The following is a 15,567-nucleotide window of genomic DNA, read 5'->3' as shown; positions in this document are numbered from 1 at the left end:
TCACAGGCGGGCTCCGCCGCGGCCACGGACGGGGTCGATAGGCTTTCCCCGCCCACCCGCCCCCGAACCAGGTGCCAGACGAGGAAGATGCTCAACATTTTCGCCCGCGCCTCGGTCTCCCGCGTGACGGACCCGATCGGCCGCGCACTGGTCCGAGCCGGGCTGACCCCGAACGTGATGACGGTGCTCGGCACCGTGGGCGCGATGGCCTGCGCGCTCGTGTTCTTCCCGCGGGGCATGCTGCTGTGGGGCACGTTCACCGTGTGGGGCTTCGCGATGCTGGACCTGCTCGACGGGGCGATGGCGCGGGCCCGCGGCTACGGCACCCCGTTCGGCGCGGTCCTCGACGCGACCTGTGACCGGCTGGTCGACGGCGCGGTGTTCGCGGCCATCGCCTGGTGGTGCTTCGCCGTCGACCACAACGACCGGGCCGCGGCCGCCGCGCTGATCTGCCTCGTGCTGGCGCAGGTCATCTCCTACGTGAAGGCGCGGGCCGAGGCCTCCGGGCTGGCCGCCGACGGCGGACTGGTGGAACGGGCCGAGCGGCTGATCATCGCGCTGGTCGGCACCGGGCTGCACGGGTTCGGCGTGCCTTACACCGTGGAGATCTCGCTGTGGCTGCTGGCCGTGCTCTCGGTGATCACGCTGCTGCAGCGGGCGGCCGCGGTGGCGAGCGCGGCCCGGGAGGCCGCGGCCGGGCCGCCCGATCTCCCGGCCGGTGGGGCGCAGCCGTGAGCAGGTGGTCGCAGAAACTCGGTGAACTGGGCTACGCGGCGGGCTGGCGGCTCGTCCGGCGGTTGCCGCCGCGGTTCGGCTCGGCCTCCTTCGCGCTCGGCGCGGACATGGCCACCCGGCGCGGCGGGGGCGGGGTGCGGCAGTTGCGGGCGAACCTGGCCCGGGTGGTGCCGCAGGCCGGGGAGACGGAGCTGGACGAGCTCGTCCGCCGCGCGATGCGGTCCTACGCGCGCTACTGGTACGAGACCTTCCGGATGCCCGGGATGGACCGGGAACAGGTGCTGCGCCGGGTCGACCTGACCGGCGCGGAGAACATCGACGCGGGCTTGGCCGAGGGCAACGGCGTGGTGCTCGCACTGCCGCACAGCGGCAACTGGGACGTCGCCGGGGTCTGGCTGTGCGACCGGCACGGCGGATTCACCACGGTGGTCGAGCGGCTGGAGCCGGAATCGCTGTTCCGACGCTTCGCCGACTACCGGGAATCGCTCGGGTTCGAGATCGTGCCGCACACCGGGGACAGCTCGGCGATGCGGCTGCTGCTCAAGCGGCTGCGCGAGAACAAGGTGGTGTGCCTGGTGGGGGACCGGGATCTGACCGCATCCGGGATCGCGGTGCGGTTCTTCGGTGAACAGGCCCGGCTGCCGGCCGGTCCGGCCCGGCTGGCCGCGACGACCGGGGCCGCGCTGCTGCCGGTCGGTTCCTGGTACTCCGAGGACGGCTGGCAGATCCGTGTGCATCCGCGGATCCGGGTCACCGCGCGGGCCGAGGTGCCCGCCGCCACCCAGGCGCTGGCCGACGCGTTCGCCGGCGACATCGCCGCGCACCCGGCGGACTGGCACATGCTGCAACCGTTCTGGCCGGACGAGGCCGACGGTCCCGATCTCGAAGAAGCGAGCTGAGCCCGTGGCCCGGGGGTGGAACATCGGGATCGTGTGCCCGTACTCCTTCGACGTGCCAGGCGGGGTGCAGGGGCATGTGCTCGACCTGGCCCGCGCGCTGCGGGAGCGGGGGCATCGGGTGTCCGTGCTCGCCCCGGCCGACGAGGACGCCGAGCTGCCGGATTTCGTGCACCCCGCGGGCAAGGCGCTCGGCATCCCGTACAACGGCTCGGTCGCCCGCCTGCAGTTCGGCCCGGTGTCCTACGCGCGGGTGCGGCGCTGGATCCGGGACAACGGCTTCGACGTGCTGCACCTGCACGAACCGGCCGCGCCGAGCCTGTCGCTGCTCGCGCTGAAGGTGGCCGACGGACCGATCGTGGCCACCTTCCACACCGCCACCACCCGTTCGCGCACGCTCGCCGCGTTCCAGCCGGTGCTGCGGCCGCTGCTGGAGAAGATCACCGCGCGGATCGCGGTGTCGGCGCTGGCCCGGCGGGTGCAGGTGGAGCACGCGGGCGAGGACGCGGTGGAGATCCCCAACGGCGTGGACGTCGAGTTCTTCTCCCGGGCCCTGCCGCTGGAGGGGTATCCGCGGGCCGGGGGCACGGTCGGGTTCGTCGGCCGGTTCACCGAGCCGCGCAAGGGGATGGACGTGCTGCTGGAGGCGGCGCGGCAGGTATTGCCGGAATTCGAGGACCTGCGGCTGCTGGTGGTCGGGCGGGGCGATCCCGACCAGCTGCGCCGGATGGCCGGGCCGCGGCTGTGGCCGCATGTCGAGCTGCTCGGCCAGGTCGACGACGCGACGAAGGCCCGTGCGCTGCGCAGCGTGGACGTCTACTGTGCGCCCAACACCGGGGGCGAGAGCTTCGGCATGATCCTCACCGAGGCGATGGCCGCGGGCACCCCGGTGCTGGCCAGTGGGCTCGATTCGTTCCGCCGCGTGCTCGACGACGGCACGGCCGGGATGCTCACCACCACCGGTGACGCCGGCGCGCTCGCCGACGGGCTGCGGGAGCTGCTGGGCGATCCGGCCCGCCGGGCGTCGCTGGCCGCTGCGGCGGGCGAGCGGGTGACCGGATACGACTGGTCCACAGTGGTCACCCAGGTGCTGCGGGTGTACGAGACGGCGATCGCCGCCGACCCGCGGCGAGTCGTGGCCGGGGAACGGGAGAGCATGCGGTGAGCTGGCTGATGTGGCTGCTGCTCGCGCTCACCGTGGTGGTCGTGCTCGGCGGGTTGTTCCTGGTCGCCACGGCGAACCGCCTGAACCGGCTGCACGTGCGCATGGACGCGGGCTGGGCGGCGCTCGACGCGGCGCTGGCCCGCCGTGCCGTGGTCGCCCGCGCGGCCTCGGCGGTCCTCTGCGTGGACGGCCTCCGCGCCGCCGCCGAACGCGCCGAAGCCGCTTCGCGCGCGGACCGGGAGGCCGAGGAGAACGAGCTGACCCTGCTCCTGGCCCGGATCGACCGGGTCCGGCTGCCGGCCGCACTGGCCGGGGAACTGACCGACGCCGAGCACCGCGTGGTGATCGCGCGCCGCGTGCACAACGACGCGGTGCGCGACACCCTCAGGCTCCGCCGCCGCCGGAAGGTGCGGTACTTCAAACTCGCCGGGACCGCGCCGCTGCCCGAGTACTTCGAATTCGCCGAGCCCGAATTGCCTTAAGCCCCCAAGCGCTCCTTCCGCCCCCCTCAACTCACGCCTGCAGAGCTGTGAAGGGTCCCTTCACGGACGCTGAGGCTGTGAAGGGTCCCTTCACAGCCTTCAGGCCTTTGTAGTCTGGTTCCGTGACAGCCGAGACGGATGCCTGCGCGGTCGCGCACGGCGAAGCCGAAAGCGCACCGGTCGAACGGACGCTGGTGGCCGTGTTCGCCTCCCCGGTCGCCCGGTACCTGCTCCGGTACGCGGCCGATCTGGGGTACCGCACCGTGCTGTTCGAACCCGATACCGCCCGCGCCGCGGACTTCGCCGAGGTTGATCGGGTGCTGCCGGACCCGGGCCCGGACGCCGACGTGGTGGTCACCGACCACCACCGGCCGGAGCTGGGCACCGTGCTGCAGGCCGCGCTCGCGGCGCGGGCGCGCTGGGTCGGCGTGCTCGGCAATCCACGCCACCCCGGCCCGCACATCGAGGCACTGCGGGAGCTGGGTGTGCCGGAGGCGGACATCGGCCGGGTGCACCGGCCGGTCGGGCTGAACATCGGTTCGCGCACTCCGGCGGAGATCGCGATCGCGACCCTCGCGGGTCTGCTGGCCGACCGGAACGGGCGGCCGGGCGGGTTCGAGTTCTGAGGCATCGGCTTGGGAGTGCGCGCCAAAGATCGGCGATCCTCGGCGAGGCGTGGCTGATCCCGCCGGTAGTATAGGAACTATGGCGAGCGTCGATCCCATGACGGCCCGGGCGGACGTGTCCGTCGCGGTGGATGGCCGGGTGACGATTCCGGTGTTGTTGCGGCAGGCCGCGGGAATCTCGCCAGGCTCGAATCTGGTCGCCTATGTCGAGCGCGGCAGGGTGGTCCTCGAGGATCGTGATCACCTGCTGCGACGGGTGCAGGACGAAGCGATCGCGGCGGCCCGTGCTGCCGGGGTGACCGGGAGCGTGACGGACTCGTTGCTCGAGGACCGGCGCGCCGAGGCCGCCCGCGATGCCGTCGGCGATGCTGGCAAGGCGGGCGAAAACGAAGCAGGCCCGGAGTGACGGCGGTGCTGGACGCGAGCGCCGTTCTCGCACTGATCTACCGCGAGGACGGGCACGACCAAGTGGCCGCCCAGGTCCGTGGCGCGGTGATCAGTGCCGTGAACTTCTCCGAGGTCGTGCAGAAGCTGGCGCAGAACGGCCACCCGACACCAACGGAAGCGGCCGGCGTCGTGCTTTCCCTCGGCGCGACCGTGGCCGCGTTCGCCGCCGCCGAGGCCGTCGACGCTGCGTTGCTGTGGGCGCCCACACGCAGCAACGGCCTCTCATTCGGTGACCGGGCGTGCCTCGCGGTCGCCGGCAGTATCCCGGGCGGACGTGCGGTCACCGCTGACAAGGCTTGGGCTCGGGTCGATGTCGGCGTACCGGTCGACCTGATCCGCTGACCAGTCACCCAGCGGACATCGCCGCTCCGGACGCCTGCCCAGGCCGGAGAAGACCCACCTCCCCGGCCACCACCACCCCGCCGGCGCTGTGAAGGGTCCCTTCACGGACTCTGAGGCTGTGAAGGGACCCTTCACAGCCTTCACGTCGGTACCGCCACCCCCTCCGGCATCGGCTCGAACCGCGCGTGCCGGCGGCTGAACGTCGCCGTGCCGGAGGTCAGGGAGCGCAGGTCGACCGCGTAGCGCAGCAGTTCCGCCGCCGGGATCTCGGCGTGCACGCGGGTGCGGCCGCCCTCGGCGGATTCGGTGCCCAGCACGCGGCCGCGGCGGGCGGACAGGTCGCCCAGCACGGTGCCCAGATGGTCGTCCGGCAGGGTCACCTCGACCTCGTCGAGGGGCTCCAGCAGGGTGATCCGCCCGGCCGCGGCGGCCTCGCGCAGGGCGAGCGCACCCGCGGTCTGGAACGCCGCGTCGGACGAGTCGACGCTGTGCGCCTTGCCGTCGACGAGGGTGACCCGCACGTCGACGACCGGGTGGCCGTCCTGGAGCCCGCGCGCCAGCTGGGCCCGCACGCCCTTCTCCACGCTCGGGATGAACTGGTGCGGCACCGAACCGCCGACCACCTTGTCCACGAACTCGAACCCGCCGCCGCGGGGCAGCGGCTGGACCTCGATATCGCACACGGCGAACTGCCCGTGCCCGCCGGACTGTTTCACGTGCCTGCCGTGCCCGCTCGCCGCTTTCGTGAACGTGGCGCGCAGGCTGATCCGCACCGGTTCGGTCTCCACTTCGGCGCCGCCGGCGCGCAGCCGCGAAAGCACCACGTCGGCGTGCGCCTCGCCCATGCACCACAGCACCAGCTGCCCGGTCTCCGCGTTCCGCTCCAGGCGCAACGTCGGATCGCCCGCCACGAGCCGGGAAAGGTTGCGGGCCAAGGTGTCCTCGTCGCTGCGGGTCTTCGCCACCACGGCCACCGGCAGCAGCGGCTCGGGCATCCGCCACGGTTTCATCACGAGCGGATCCTCCGGAGAGGACACGGTGTCGCCGGTCTCCGCGGTGCCCACTTTGGTCAGTGCGCACAGGTCACCGGCCACGCAGTAGGGCACCTCCCGCAGGTTCGGCCCGAGCGGTGAGTACAGGTGGGCCACGCGCTCGTCGGCGTCGTGGTCCTCGTGCCCGCGCTCGGCGAGCCCGTGCCCGGACACGTGCACCGCGTTCTCCGGCCGCAGCGTCCCGGAGAACATCCGCACGAGGGACACCCGGCCGACGTAGGAATCGACCGCGGTGCGCACCACCTCGGCGGCGAGCGGACCGTCCGGATCGGCCCTCAGCGCTTCGTGCGGTCCGCCGTCCGGGGTGGTCACGCCGGGGGGCAGGTGCTCCAGCGGGGACGGGAAGGCCCGCACGATGCCGTCCAGCACCTCGGCCAGCCCGATCCCGCTCGTTGCGGACACCGGGATGACCGGATGGAACGAGCCACGCGCGACGGCCGTCTCCAGGTCCGCGATCAGCACCTCTTCGGCGATCTCCTCGCCGGCCAGGTAGCGGTCCATCAGCGTCTCGTCTTCGCTTTCGGCGATGATGCCCTCGATCAGCTCGTTGCGGGCCTCGGCCAGCCCGTCGATAGCGCCCGGATCGGGTTCGCCGACGCGGGGAGGGTAGCCGTCGGCGTAGTCGTAGCGGCGCTGGGTGATCAGCCCGACCAGCCCGTCCCCGGCGGGCAGGTAGAGCGGCAGCACGCCGTCGCCGAACGCGGCCCGGCAGGCGGAGATCTCGCCGAGCGGATCGGCACGGTGATGGTCGAGCCGGGACACGACGACCGCGCGCGGCATGCCGACCGCGGCGCACTCCTCCCACACGGCCACCGTCGCCGCGTCCACGCCCTCCGCCGCGCAGACGACGAACAGCGCCGCATCCGCGGCCCGCAGCCCGGCGCGCAGTTCACCGACGAAATCGGCGTACCCGGGGGTATCGATCAGGTTGATCTTGTGCCCGGCGTGCAGGATCGGCGCCACGGACAGGCCGACCGACCGCTGCTGCCGCACCGCGGCCGGATCGTGGTCGCACACCGTGGTGCCCTCCACGACCGAACCCGCGCGCGGCACCGTGCCGGAGGCGGCCAGCAGCGCCTCGGTGAGCGTGGTCTTGCCGGAGCCGGAAGGCCCGACCAGGACGACGTTGCGCACTTTGGCGGGGTCGGATACAGCGACGGCGGCCCCGGTGTCGGCGCTCCTGTTCTGCTTGTCGGCCATGACGGCCTCCTCGGCGGAAGACGGGTGAACACCTGTGTCCCCGATCACACACCCGATACCCTGGCGAGGCAAGGCGCGGAGGGGGGACTGCGATGACGATCAGCAGGCGGGTGTTCCTGGGGCTGTCCGGGGCGGCGGTGCCGTTCGCGGCGGGGTTGTCCGGTCCGGTGCCGGACCGGTGGGGGCGGTTGCGCCGCAGGCTGGCCGGGCCGCTGCTCCGCCCGGGTGACGCGGGCTACGACGACGCGCGCCGCGGCTTCTTCGCGATGTACGACCGCCGCCCGGCCGCGGTGGCCGGCTGCGCCCGTCGCGAGGACGTTCAGGCCTGTGTGGATTTCGCGGCGAGGCAAGGGATTCCGCTGGCCGCGCGGTCCGGCGGGCACAGCTATCCCGGATATTCCACTGTGGACGACGGGCTGGTGGCCGACCTGGCCCGGCTGAACCGGATCGAACTGCACGAGGGCGGCCGGGTGACGATCGGCGCGGGCGCCCGGCTGGGTGCGGTGTACGCGGCGCTCGCCGCGGCGGGCCGGGCGCTGCCCGCCGGGACCTGCCCGACTGTCGGCATCGCCGGGCTCACCCTCGGGGGAGGGCTCGGCGTGCTCGGCCGCAAGTACGGGCTGACCTGCGATCTGCTGGAGTCGGCCGAGCTGGTGACCGCGGACGGGACCTGTCACACGGTCTCCGCCGCGAGCCGCCCAGAGCTGTTCTGGGCGCTGCGCGGCGGCGGGGGAGGGAATTTCGGCATCGTCACGTCGTTCACCTTCCGCACCGTGCCCGCACCCGGGCTGACCACGTTCGACGTGCAGTTCCCACCCGCCGCCGCGGCCACGCTGTTCGCCGCATGGCAGGAGTGGCAGCCCCGGATGCCGGACGAGCTGTGGGCCGATCTGGGTCTCGGCGCGTCCGCGGCCAACCTCGGCGGCTGCTTCGTCGGCCCGCGTACCCGGCTCACCCCGCTGCTCGACACGCTCGTCCGCCAGGTCGGCACCCCGTTGAAACGAGCCGAGCAGGAGCGCGGCTTTGTGGACACGATGGAGTGGTTCGCCGGGTGCGGGGACCTGTCGTCCACCTCGTGCCGTCCGGGCTGGGACGGCGGGGGAGGAGGCGTGGAACAGCGCTCCTACGTGGCGACCTCCCGGATGCTGATGCGCCCCGCCCCGGATCCCGCCGCGGTGATCGCGGCCCTGACCGCGAATCCGGACACCTACACGATCGTGGACGGCGGCGGAGGCGCGATCGCCCGTGGCGATTCGGCGTACGCACACCGGTCCGCGCTGGCGAGCTTCCAGTTCACGCAGCCCGTGGCGCCCGGAGGCGAGGCCGCGGCCCGCCGGGAGATCGGCCGGATCCGGGACGGTCTCGGCACGGAGTTCGGCACCACCGGCTACATCAACTACCTGGACCCCGAGATGCCGGACTGGGGCCGCGCCTACTACGGCGAGCACCTGCCGCGGCTGCGCGCGATCGCCCGCCGGTACGACCCGGGCGGGGTGTTCTCCTTTCCTCGCGCGCTGATCCGCGCCTGATTGTCCATAGTGGACGGTCAGGGGATTCCGGCCAGCCGCACCAGTGCGGCCGTTGCCGCGGCGGCGAGCACCACCAGTACGAACGGCGCTTTCCGCCAGGCGAGCACGCCGCCGACGAGAACCCCGGCCGGACGGGCGAATCCGGCGTAGTCGTGGCCCTCGATGAGCGCGCTGGTCGCGACCAGCGCCGCCAGCAGAACCACCGCGGCCAGCGTCATCAACCGCTCGGTACGGGCGGAGGGGTGCACCCGATTTCGCAGCGCCGGTCCGGCGAACCGGAACGCGAACGTGCCCAGACCCAGCACCCCGGTGGCGATCAGCAATTCCGTGGCATCCATCAGCGGGCCGCCTTCGGTTCCTTGGCCGCGACGCCCGCGACCACGCCGACCAGCGCGAGCAGGACCGGCAGCCCGGCGGGCAGCAGCGGCGCCGCGGCGAGCGCCACCACCACACCGATCAGCGTCGGCAGCCGGAAAGCTCGCTCCCGCAACGACGGCAGTACCAGTGCCAGCAGCACCGCGGGGAACGCGGCGTCCAAACCGAACGCGTCGGTGTCGTGGATCGCGGTACCGGCGAAAGCGCCGACCAGCACCCCGACGTTCCAGCAGACGAACAACCCGATCCCGCACGCCCAGTACGCCGCGCGCCGGCGATCGGCATCCCGCTGGGCCAGCGCGAACGCCACCGACTCGTCGATCATCAGGTGGCTGCCCAGCGCCCGCGCGAGCCGTCCGCGGCCGAACACGTCGCCCACCGCGAAGCCGAACGGCACGTGCCGCGCGTTCACCAGGAGCCCGGCCGCGACCGCGGCGAGCGGATTGCCGCCGGAGGCCACGATCCCGACGAACATGAACTGCGAAGCACCGGCGAAGACCAGCAGGGACAACACCATGGGCGCCCACAGCGGGAAGCCGGAACTCACCGTGATGGCACCGTAGGACACGCCGACGAGGGTGTCGGCCAGGCACACCAGGCCGATGTCGCGGGCGAGGCCGCGATCAAGTGTTCGCCATATCGAACGCATAGTGCCCTATGCTGAACATGGCAGCACCCGTTCGTCAAGGCGAACAAGAAGACTGAGGGAGCGAACACATGTCGCAGGACACCTCCAGCGCGCCGCTGGAGATCATCGCCGAGTCGCTGCGCCGGGAACGGACCCGGGCCGGGCTGTCGCTGACCGAGCTGGCCCGCCGCGCCGGTCTCGCGAAATCCACGCTCTCGCAACTGGAATCCGGGTCCGGCAACCCGAGCGTGGAAACGCTGTGGGCGCTCGGCGTCGCCCTCGACGTGCCGTTCTCCCGGCTCGTCGAACCGGATCGCCCCCAGGTTCGCGTGATCCGCTCGGGCAGCGGGCCGACAGTGTTCGCCGAACACGCCGACTACGCGTGCACCCTGCTGTCGGCCTGTCCGTCCGCGGCACGGCGGGACATGTACCTGATCCGCGCCGAACCGGGCATCCCGCGGCGATCGGATCCGCACATGAACGGGGTGGTCGAGCACATCGTCCTGTGCGCGGGGCGGGCCCGGGTCGGCCTCGCCGACGACCCGGTCGAGCTGCGGCCCGGCGACTACATCGCCTACCCCGGGGATGTGCGGCACGTGTTCGAGGCGCTGGAACCCGGCACGTTCGGCGTGGAGGTGTCCGAATACTCGTGACTCATCTCTTCGCGGCCTTGATCAGCACCTGCAATGCCGCCACCAGGCAGGCGACCGCGGTGCCGAGCAGGATCGCGACGACGAACAGGACGTTCCTGGAGCGGTCTTCGGCGCCTTGGTCGAGCGTCGCGTAGGTGATCGGGCCGAGTTCGCCGTGGCCCAGCCAGGACAGCTGGTTCGGTACCTGCAGCGGCGGTGCCGCCTGCGTGACCGTCTCAAGTGGACTGAGCGTGCCGCTGTCGACGGTGACGGAGAGGGACTTCGGCCGGACCGCGGCGAACCCGGTGGCCGACCGGACGTCGATCCCCTTGAGCCGCAACGGATCCGAGGAGACAGGTGGCAATGACACCACCGACCGCGAGGCGGAACTCTGCTGGAACGATCCGATGACCGTGCCGTTGTAGAAATCGGCGGTGCCCTGCGTTCCGGAGAGCACCTGGTAGCCGCCGGCGGAGCCGGCCAGGGTGACACCGGCCCCGTGTCCGTTCCCCGGTGCGAAGCGAAGCCCGCCGGACAGCACGATTCCCCAGCGATGATCGGTGGAGCCGGTCGAGATCACCTGGAGTGACAGCAAGGTCGACCCGCCCGGATCCTGCGGGAAATACTGGACGGAGACGGTCATCTCGGCGGCCGGGTCGGCCGCGAACACCCGCAGGACCGCGTCGTCGGGTTCCGGTGCGGACACCGGTGCGGTGAAGTAGGAAAGCCCGCTGAACGACACCAGCCCCAGCAGCATGGCGATCAGCATCAGGGCGCCGACCTCCGCGAGGACCACCTTGCCCCAGGACGCGGCCAGCCCGGCGAGCACGCCGGCGAAGACGATGAACAAGCCCACCTGGATCAGCAGCCCGCCAACGTCGGACACGCTGGTGTCGATCCGGCTGAGGATCAGCAACTGGTCGAACGGCACCGCGACCACGGCCAGCGCAACGAGCACAACGACCGTCCACCGGCTCCGCCGCCGAACCGGCCCCCGGAAGGCGAGAGCCAGCACGGCGACCGCCGCGGTCGCGGTGATCTCGGCAGCGGTCCGAAGGTCCCGGCTCATCAGCCACACCGCGAGCGCGAGCAGGAGCGGCACGAGGACGCAGTAGACGACCGACGAGACCCGGCTCGGCCGCCGGGCCGGTACCGGCGGCGCCTCCTCGGCGTGTGGCACCCGCCGTTCGGGTACCGCCCGCGGGCGCGCCGTGACCAGCCTGCCCAGCAGTACCCCGACCACCGCCGACCCTGCCACGAGAAGGAACTTCCGGTACCGGGCCGGGCCGTCAGTCACCGATTCCTCCTCCTGGCGATCTTTCGCGCACCGAGGAGTCGTGACGACGTGGACAGCCGTTACGCGGCGCCCCGAAGCCGGACGGGAAGGCTGAGTACGGCGTGGAAGAAGTCCGAACGCCACGCCCCCCGAGGTAGCGGTTCATCAAGGCGGTGAACGCGATCTCGGCCTCCCACCGGGCCAGGGGCGTGCCGAGGCAGTAGTGGATACCGTGACCGAACCCGAGATGCGGATTCTCCGCCCGGCCAAGCCGCTGTTGGTCCGCCGGCGTGACCGAGCGGGCCAGGCAAGATCACTACTGCTCGCACGAGCAGGTCAACACGACCGGAGATCCACGCGATGGCCGGGTAGTCACCGCACGAACGAGAGGCCCCGCGAACGCCCGTCCACGGGACCTCTCGATCGGACTGAACTTCGAGCCGTCACCAACCCCGCTCAGCCAGCCGATGCGGCTCCGGCAGCTCCTCCACGTTGATCCCCACCATCGCCTCGCCCAGTCCGCGTGAGACCTTCGCCAGCACGTCCGGGTCGTCGTAGAACGTGGTCGCCTTGACGATCGCCTCGGCGCGCTGGGCCGGGTTGCCGGACTTGAAGATGCCCGAGCCGACGAAGACGCCCTCCGCGCCCAGCTGCATCATCATCGCCGCGTCGGCGGGCGTGGCGATGCCGCCGGCGGTGAACAGCACGACGGGCAGCTTGCCCGCCTCGGCAACCTCTTTGACCAGCTCGTACGGCGCCTGCAGCTCCTTCGCGGCGACGAACAGTTCATCCTCGGGCAGGGACTGCAGCCGCCGGATTTCGCCGCGGATCTTGCGCATGTGGGTGGTGGCGTTGGAGACGTCGCCGGTACCGGCCTCGCCCTTCGAACGGATCATCGCCGCGCCCTCGGTGATCCGGCGCAGGGCCTCGCCGAGGTTGGTCGCCCCGCACACGAACGGCACGGTGAACGCCCACTTGTCGATGTGGTTCGCGTAGTCGGCGGGGGTGAGCACTTCGGATTCGTCGATGTAGTCCACGCCGAGCGACTGCAGCACCTGCGCTTCGACGAAGTGGCCGATCCGGGCCTTGGCCATCACCGGGATCGACACCGTCTCGATGATGCCGTCGATCAGGTCCGGGTCGCTCATCCGGGCGACCCCGCCCTGCGCGCGGATGTCGGCGGGCACGCGCTCGAGCGCCATCACCGCGACCGCGCCGGCGTCCTCGGCGATCTTGGCCTGCTCTGCGGTGACCACGTCCATGATCACGCCGCCCTTGAGCATCTCCGCCATCCCGCGCTTGACCTTGGCGGTACCGGTGACGGACTGGGGTTCGGCGCTCTGCTGCTGCGACACCTTGCGGGCCTTTCTCGGGGAGGGTGGTGCTGGATTCACCCATCAGGGTAGGACTCAGGTGGACTGCCGAGGCAGGCCAGTACGCGGATATCTTGAAAGGCCACTCCTCGGTTCGCGTACCCGTCTTCTGTGCGGGTGGTAGGTGCTGACCTGCGAGTACGCTGGCGAGGGAGGTGTCGTCCGGGTATCCGGCCGGGTGTGAAGGGTCCTCGGTGGGTGGCCACTGACGGCGGATTCCGGCAGTCCACTTCGGGCCGCGGACGCCCGTCGGGGCCGGGTGGCCGGTGCCGCCCTGGCCGGGATGGCCGCGGGTGGTCCCCCTAAGCTGGGGTGAACGTCTTTCGGGAGGTCGGGTGACGACGGTTTCGGGAACACGGCCGGTGGTCGGTGTGCTCGCCCTGCAGGGTGCCGTGCGCGAGCACGTCGCGATGCTGGAGCGCGCCGGTGCCCGGGCGGTCCCGGTGCGCCGCCCGGCCGAGTTGTCCGAAGTGGACGGCCTGGTGCTGCCCGGCGGCGAGTCCACCACGATGTCGCGGCTGCTGGAGACCTTCGAGCTGCTGGAGCCGTTGCGCGCGCGGATCGCCGGCGGGCTGCCCGCGTTCGGTTCCTGCGCGGGGCTGATCCTGCTGGCCCGCCAGGTGCTCGACGGGCGCCCGGACCAGCAGCAGCTCGGCGGGCTCGACGTGGTGGTGCGGCGCAACGCGTTCGGCAGGCAGGTCGATTCGTTCGAGGCCGACCTGCCGATCACGGGCGTGCCCGGCGGGCCGGTGCGCGCGGTGTTCATCCGCGCCCCGTGGGTGGAGAAGGCCGCGGGCGGGGTCGAAGTGCTGGCCACCGTGCCCGGCCCGGCCGATCCGGACACCGGCCCCGACGGGCCGCGGGTGGCCAGGATCGTCGCCGTCCGGCAGGGGGCGGTGCTGGCCACGGCGTTCCACCCGGAGATCACCGGGGACGAACGGCTGCACCGGCTGTTCGTCGGACTCGTGCGGGAAGCCTGAGCAGGGAGCGCGGCGCCGGGAGGCGGGCGGACGCGGAACAGATGGAGGAGAGATGAGCGGCCACTCCAAGTGGGCCACGACGAAGCACAAGAAGGCGAACCTCGACGCCAAGCGGGGCAAGCTCTTCGCGCGGCTGATCAAGAACATCGAGGTGGCCGCCCGTACCGGCGGGGGTGACCCGGACGGCAACCCCACGCTGTACGACGCCATCCAGAAGGCCAAGCGGAACTCGGTCCCGCAGGACAACATCGAGCGCGCGCGCAAGCGCGGTGCGGGGGAAGAGGCCGGCGGCGCGGACTGGCAGAACATCACCTACGAGGGCTACGGGCCCAACGGTGTCGCCGTGCTCATCGAATGCCTGACCGACAACAAGAACCGGGCCGCGATGGAGGTGCGCACCGCGCTCACCCGCAACAACGGCTCGCTCGCCGACCCGGGCTCGGTGGCCTACATGTTCACCCGCAAGGGTGTGGTGATCATGCCCAAGGCGGACGCGACCGAGGACGACGTGCTGATGGCGGTGCTCGACGCGGGCGCCGAGGAGGTCAACGACCTCGACGAGAACTTCGAGATCGTCTCCGAGGGCACCGACCTGGTCCCGGTGCGCAAGGCGCTGCAGGAGGCCGGATTCGAGTACGAGTCGGCCGACCTGACCTTCCTGCCCTCGGTGAGCGTCCCGCTCGACGTCGACGGCGCGAAGAAGATCTTCAAGCTGATCGACGCCCTCGAAGACTGCGACGACGTGCAGAACGTGTACGCGAACTTCGACGTTTCGGACGAGGTCATGGCGGAGGTCGACTGACCTGCCCGCGCCGGGTGAGTTCCCGGGTCCCGGACGAGCCGGTGACCTCAATGGACTGATCCGGTGCGCGAAGCGACAGTCGCGGCCCAGGGACATCCCGGGCCGCGACTGTTCTTTCTCCGCCGATTTTTGGTGTGCCGCAACGGAAATCGCGAAACTCCTTGACCAGTGCGGAAGAACTGCGGCGCGGGGACTGGGTTCGGCGGCGCGGGTGCGGCACAATGGCGGCCGTGACGACCCCAGCCCTGAGTGCCGAAGACCAGAGCCTGATCGCGTGGATCGAATCCCAGGCAAGGGAACGGGGCAACGCGGTGATCTCCGTCCAGCCGGACGAGCAGGGCGCGGGCTACTGCTTCACCGCGTGCGCATGGGCTCTGCACAACGTGCCGGAGGCGGTCGTGCTCGGCCTGCCCGGCCAGATGGGCTCGATCCTGCTCGACGCCTACGTCGATCGTGCGGCCAACGGCGAGATCTTCGAGGTCGGCAAGCGCTACGACGACTTCTTCGACAGCGCGCCGGTCGTGTTCGAGCGGGTGGCCAAGGGCCATTACCCGGAGTACTTCGGATCCGCTTTCCTGGTCTACCCCGACGGCGATTTCCCGGCCCTGCAGCTGATCGTCGCCACCCCCGACGGGCATTTCCCCTGGCAGGACACCGCACCCGAGGGATTCGCGCAGTGGCAGCTGGTGCTCACCGCGAGCGGAGCGCCGGAAAGCTGGACCCCGGGCGTCGACGGCCCCTGACCCCTCCCGCGCGTCCCGATGTGGCCCTGGCGAAAGCTGTGAAGGGACCCCTTCACGGACTCTGGGGCCAGGGTGTCGGCAAAGTCGGTGTGGAGGTCTGTGAAGGGACCCTTCACAGACTCAGATAGGGCTTTGTTATGGGGGTAGTTCTCGTTGGCAGAGGGCGCAGGCCCCGGTCCAGCATGTGAGCAGGTTCTGCAGGAGCAGGGCGACCTGTCCGAGTGTCAGGCCGGGGCCGCGTTTTTTACTGTGCGGGCGCGGTATTCGGTGAGGAACTGCAAGGC

At 71.4% G+C, this 15,567-nt stretch carries 18 protein-coding genes; 12 read left to right on the top strand and 6 right to left on the bottom strand.

Annotated elements, in window-relative coordinates; genetic code table 11:
• Positions 1–87: 87 nt before the first annotated feature.
• The 7 genes from pgsA (at position 88) to D5S19_RS30670 (ending at position 4,693) form a co-directional block, all read left to right on the top strand.
• A complete protein-coding gene (gene pgsA, locus D5S19_RS30700; RefSeq protein ID WP_120026840.1) occupies positions 88–735 on the top strand; it encodes a phosphatidylinositol phosphate synthase in 648 nt (215 codons plus the stop codon).
• Positions 732–1,634, top strand: coding sequence for a phosphatidylinositol mannoside acyltransferase (locus tag D5S19_RS30695; protein ID WP_120026839.1), 903 nt, complete (start codon positions 732–734; stop codon positions 1,632–1,634). The genes pgsA and D5S19_RS30695 overlap by 4 nt, the downstream gene beginning before the upstream one ends.
• Before the next feature lie 4 nt (positions 1,635–1,638).
• On the top strand, positions 1,639–2,796 hold the full coding sequence (locus D5S19_RS30690) for a glycosyltransferase family 4 protein (protein ID WP_233574269.1): 1,158 nt from the start codon (positions 1,639–1,641) through the stop codon (positions 2,794–2,796).
• Positions 2,797–2,804: 8 nt separating this feature from the next.
• Positions 2,805–3,278 (top strand): NUDIX hydrolase, encoded by a 474-nt coding sequence (locus D5S19_RS30685; RefSeq protein ID WP_456061919.1) that lies wholly within the window; start codon positions 2,805–2,807, stop codon positions 3,276–3,278.
• A gap of 122 nt (positions 3,279–3,400) precedes the next feature.
• Complete coding sequence (locus D5S19_RS30680) at positions 3,401–3,904, top strand: XdhC family protein (protein ID WP_120026837.1); 504 nt, start codon at positions 3,401–3,403, stop codon at positions 3,902–3,904.
• 79 nt (positions 3,905–3,983) lie between these two features.
• On the top strand, positions 3,984–4,310 hold the full coding sequence (locus tag D5S19_RS30675) for an AbrB/MazE/SpoVT family DNA-binding domain-containing protein (protein WP_120026836.1): 327 nt from the start codon (positions 3,984–3,986) through the stop codon (positions 4,308–4,310).
• Positions 4,307–4,693, top strand: coding sequence for a type II toxin-antitoxin system VapC family toxin (locus D5S19_RS30670; protein ID WP_120026835.1), 387 nt, complete (start codon positions 4,307–4,309; stop codon positions 4,691–4,693). The genes D5S19_RS30675 and D5S19_RS30670 overlap by 4 nt, the downstream gene beginning before the upstream one ends.
• Positions 4,694–4,833: 140 nt before the next feature.
• On the opposite strand, the gene D5S19_RS30665 is transcribed toward D5S19_RS30670, so the two are convergent.
• A complete protein-coding gene (locus D5S19_RS30665) occupies positions 4,834–6,945 on the bottom strand; it encodes an elongation factor G-like protein EF-G2 (protein WP_120026834.1) in 2,112 nt (703 codons plus the stop codon).
• A 92-nt stretch (positions 6,946–7,037) separates the two neighbouring features.
• On the opposite strand from D5S19_RS30665, the gene D5S19_RS30660 reads away from it, so the two are divergent.
• Entirely contained in the window at positions 7,038–8,474 is a 1,437-nt protein-coding gene (locus D5S19_RS30660) for an FAD-binding oxidoreductase (RefSeq protein ID WP_120026833.1), read from the top strand.
• Between the two features lie 17 nt (positions 8,475–8,491).
• On the opposite strand, the gene D5S19_RS30655 is transcribed toward D5S19_RS30660, so the two are convergent.
• Together D5S19_RS30655 and D5S19_RS30650 are read right to left on the bottom strand one after the other, a co-directional pair.
• Entirely contained in the window at positions 8,492–8,812 is a 321-nt protein-coding gene (locus D5S19_RS30655; protein WP_120026832.1) for an AzlD domain-containing protein, read from the bottom strand.
• Positions 8,812–9,498, bottom strand: coding sequence for an AzlC family ABC transporter permease (locus tag D5S19_RS30650; RefSeq protein ID WP_120026831.1), 687 nt, complete (start codon positions 9,496–9,498; stop codon positions 8,812–8,814). Before D5S19_RS30650 ends, D5S19_RS30655 begins: the two co-directional genes overlap by 1 nt.
• 68 nt (positions 9,499–9,566) lie before the next feature.
• Here D5S19_RS30650 and D5S19_RS30645 point away from each other — a divergent pair, with 68 nt between their 5' ends.
• Complete coding sequence (locus tag D5S19_RS30645; RefSeq protein ID WP_120026830.1) at positions 9,567–10,130, top strand: helix-turn-helix domain-containing protein; 564 nt, start codon at positions 9,567–9,569, stop codon at positions 10,128–10,130.
• A gap of 1 nt (position 10,131) precedes the next feature.
• Here D5S19_RS30645 and D5S19_RS30640 read toward each other — a convergent pair whose 3' ends face one another.
• The 3 genes from D5S19_RS30640 to pdxS form a co-directional block, all read right to left on the bottom strand.
• Positions 10,132–11,406 carry a hypothetical protein gene (locus tag D5S19_RS30640; RefSeq protein WP_120026829.1) on the bottom strand — a complete coding sequence of 425 codons (1,275 nt, stop codon included), beginning with the start codon at positions 11,404–11,406 and terminating at the stop codon, positions 10,132–10,134.
• Positions 11,399–11,692 (bottom strand): cytochrome P450, encoded by a 294-nt coding sequence (locus D5S19_RS34280; protein WP_199730794.1) that lies wholly within the window; start codon positions 11,690–11,692, stop codon positions 11,399–11,401. The genes D5S19_RS30640 and D5S19_RS34280 overlap by 8 nt, the downstream gene beginning before the upstream one ends.
• Positions 11,693–11,828: 136 nt before the next feature.
• Positions 11,829–12,740, bottom strand: coding sequence for a pyridoxal 5'-phosphate synthase lyase subunit PdxS (gene pdxS / locus D5S19_RS30630; protein WP_120026828.1), 912 nt, complete (start codon positions 12,738–12,740; stop codon positions 11,829–11,831).
• Between the two features lie 353 nt (positions 12,741–13,093).
• Between pdxS and pdxT the strand changes: the two genes are divergently transcribed.
• The 3 genes from pdxT (at position 13,094) to D5S19_RS30615 (ending at position 15,283) form a co-directional block, all read left to right on the top strand.
• Positions 13,094–13,738 (top strand): pyridoxal 5'-phosphate synthase glutaminase subunit PdxT, encoded by a 645-nt coding sequence (gene pdxT / locus D5S19_RS30625; RefSeq protein ID WP_120026827.1) that lies wholly within the window; start codon positions 13,094–13,096, stop codon positions 13,736–13,738.
• A 52-nt stretch (positions 13,739–13,790) separates the two neighbouring features.
• On the top strand, positions 13,791–14,540 hold the full coding sequence (locus tag D5S19_RS30620; protein WP_120026826.1) for a YebC/PmpR family DNA-binding transcriptional regulator: 750 nt from the start codon (positions 13,791–13,793) through the stop codon (positions 14,538–14,540).
• Positions 14,541–14,761: 221 nt separating this feature from the next.
• On the top strand, positions 14,762–15,283 hold the full coding sequence (locus D5S19_RS30615; RefSeq protein WP_120026825.1) for a DUF4262 domain-containing protein: 522 nt from the start codon (positions 14,762–14,764) through the stop codon (positions 15,281–15,283).
• Positions 15,284–15,567: the final 284 nt, after the last annotated feature.

Origin of the sequence: Amycolatopsis panacis, from assembly GCF_003600245.1 — a bacterium.
Lineage (GTDB): Bacteria > Actinomycetota > Actinomycetes > Mycobacteriales > Pseudonocardiaceae > Amycolatopsis > Amycolatopsis sulphurea.
Note: the sequence above shows the minus strand (reverse complement) of the source record. Positions and strands in the feature narration are given on the sequence as shown.

Coding starts and splice junctions, on each gene's coding strand:
- D5S19_RS30620 (WP_120026826.1), top strand. CDS start 13,791: ATGAGCGGCCACTCCAAGTGGGCCACGACGAAGCACAAGAAGGCGAAC.
- D5S19_RS30675 (WP_120026836.1), top strand. CDS start 3,984: ATGGCGAGCGTCGATCCCATGACGGCCCGGGCGGACGTGTCCGTCGCG.
- D5S19_RS30650 (WP_120026831.1), bottom strand. CDS start 9,498: ATGCGTTCGATATGGCGAACACTTGATCGCGGCCTCGCCCGCGACATC.
- D5S19_RS30645 (WP_120026830.1), top strand. CDS start 9,567: ATGTCGCAGGACACCTCCAGCGCGCCGCTGGAGATCATCGCCGAGTCG.
- D5S19_RS30665 (WP_120026834.1), bottom strand. CDS start 6,945: ATGGCCGACAAGCAGAACAGGAGCGCCGACACCGGGGCCGCCGTCGCT.
- D5S19_RS30660 (WP_120026833.1), top strand. CDS start 7,038: ATGACGATCAGCAGGCGGGTGTTCCTGGGGCTGTCCGGGGCGGCGGTG.
- pgsA (WP_120026840.1), top strand. CDS start 88: ATGCTCAACATTTTCGCCCGCGCCTCGGTCTCCCGCGTGACGGACCCG.
- D5S19_RS30655 (WP_120026832.1), bottom strand. CDS start 8,812: ATGGATGCCACGGAATTGCTGATCGCCACCGGGGTGCTGGGTCTGGGC.
- D5S19_RS30685 (WP_456061919.1), top strand. CDS start 2,805: ATGTGGCTGCTGCTCGCGCTCACCGTGGTGGTCGTGCTCGGCGGGTTG.
- D5S19_RS30615 (WP_120026825.1), top strand. CDS start 14,762: ATGGCGGCCGTGACGACCCCAGCCCTGAGTGCCGAAGACCAGAGCCTG.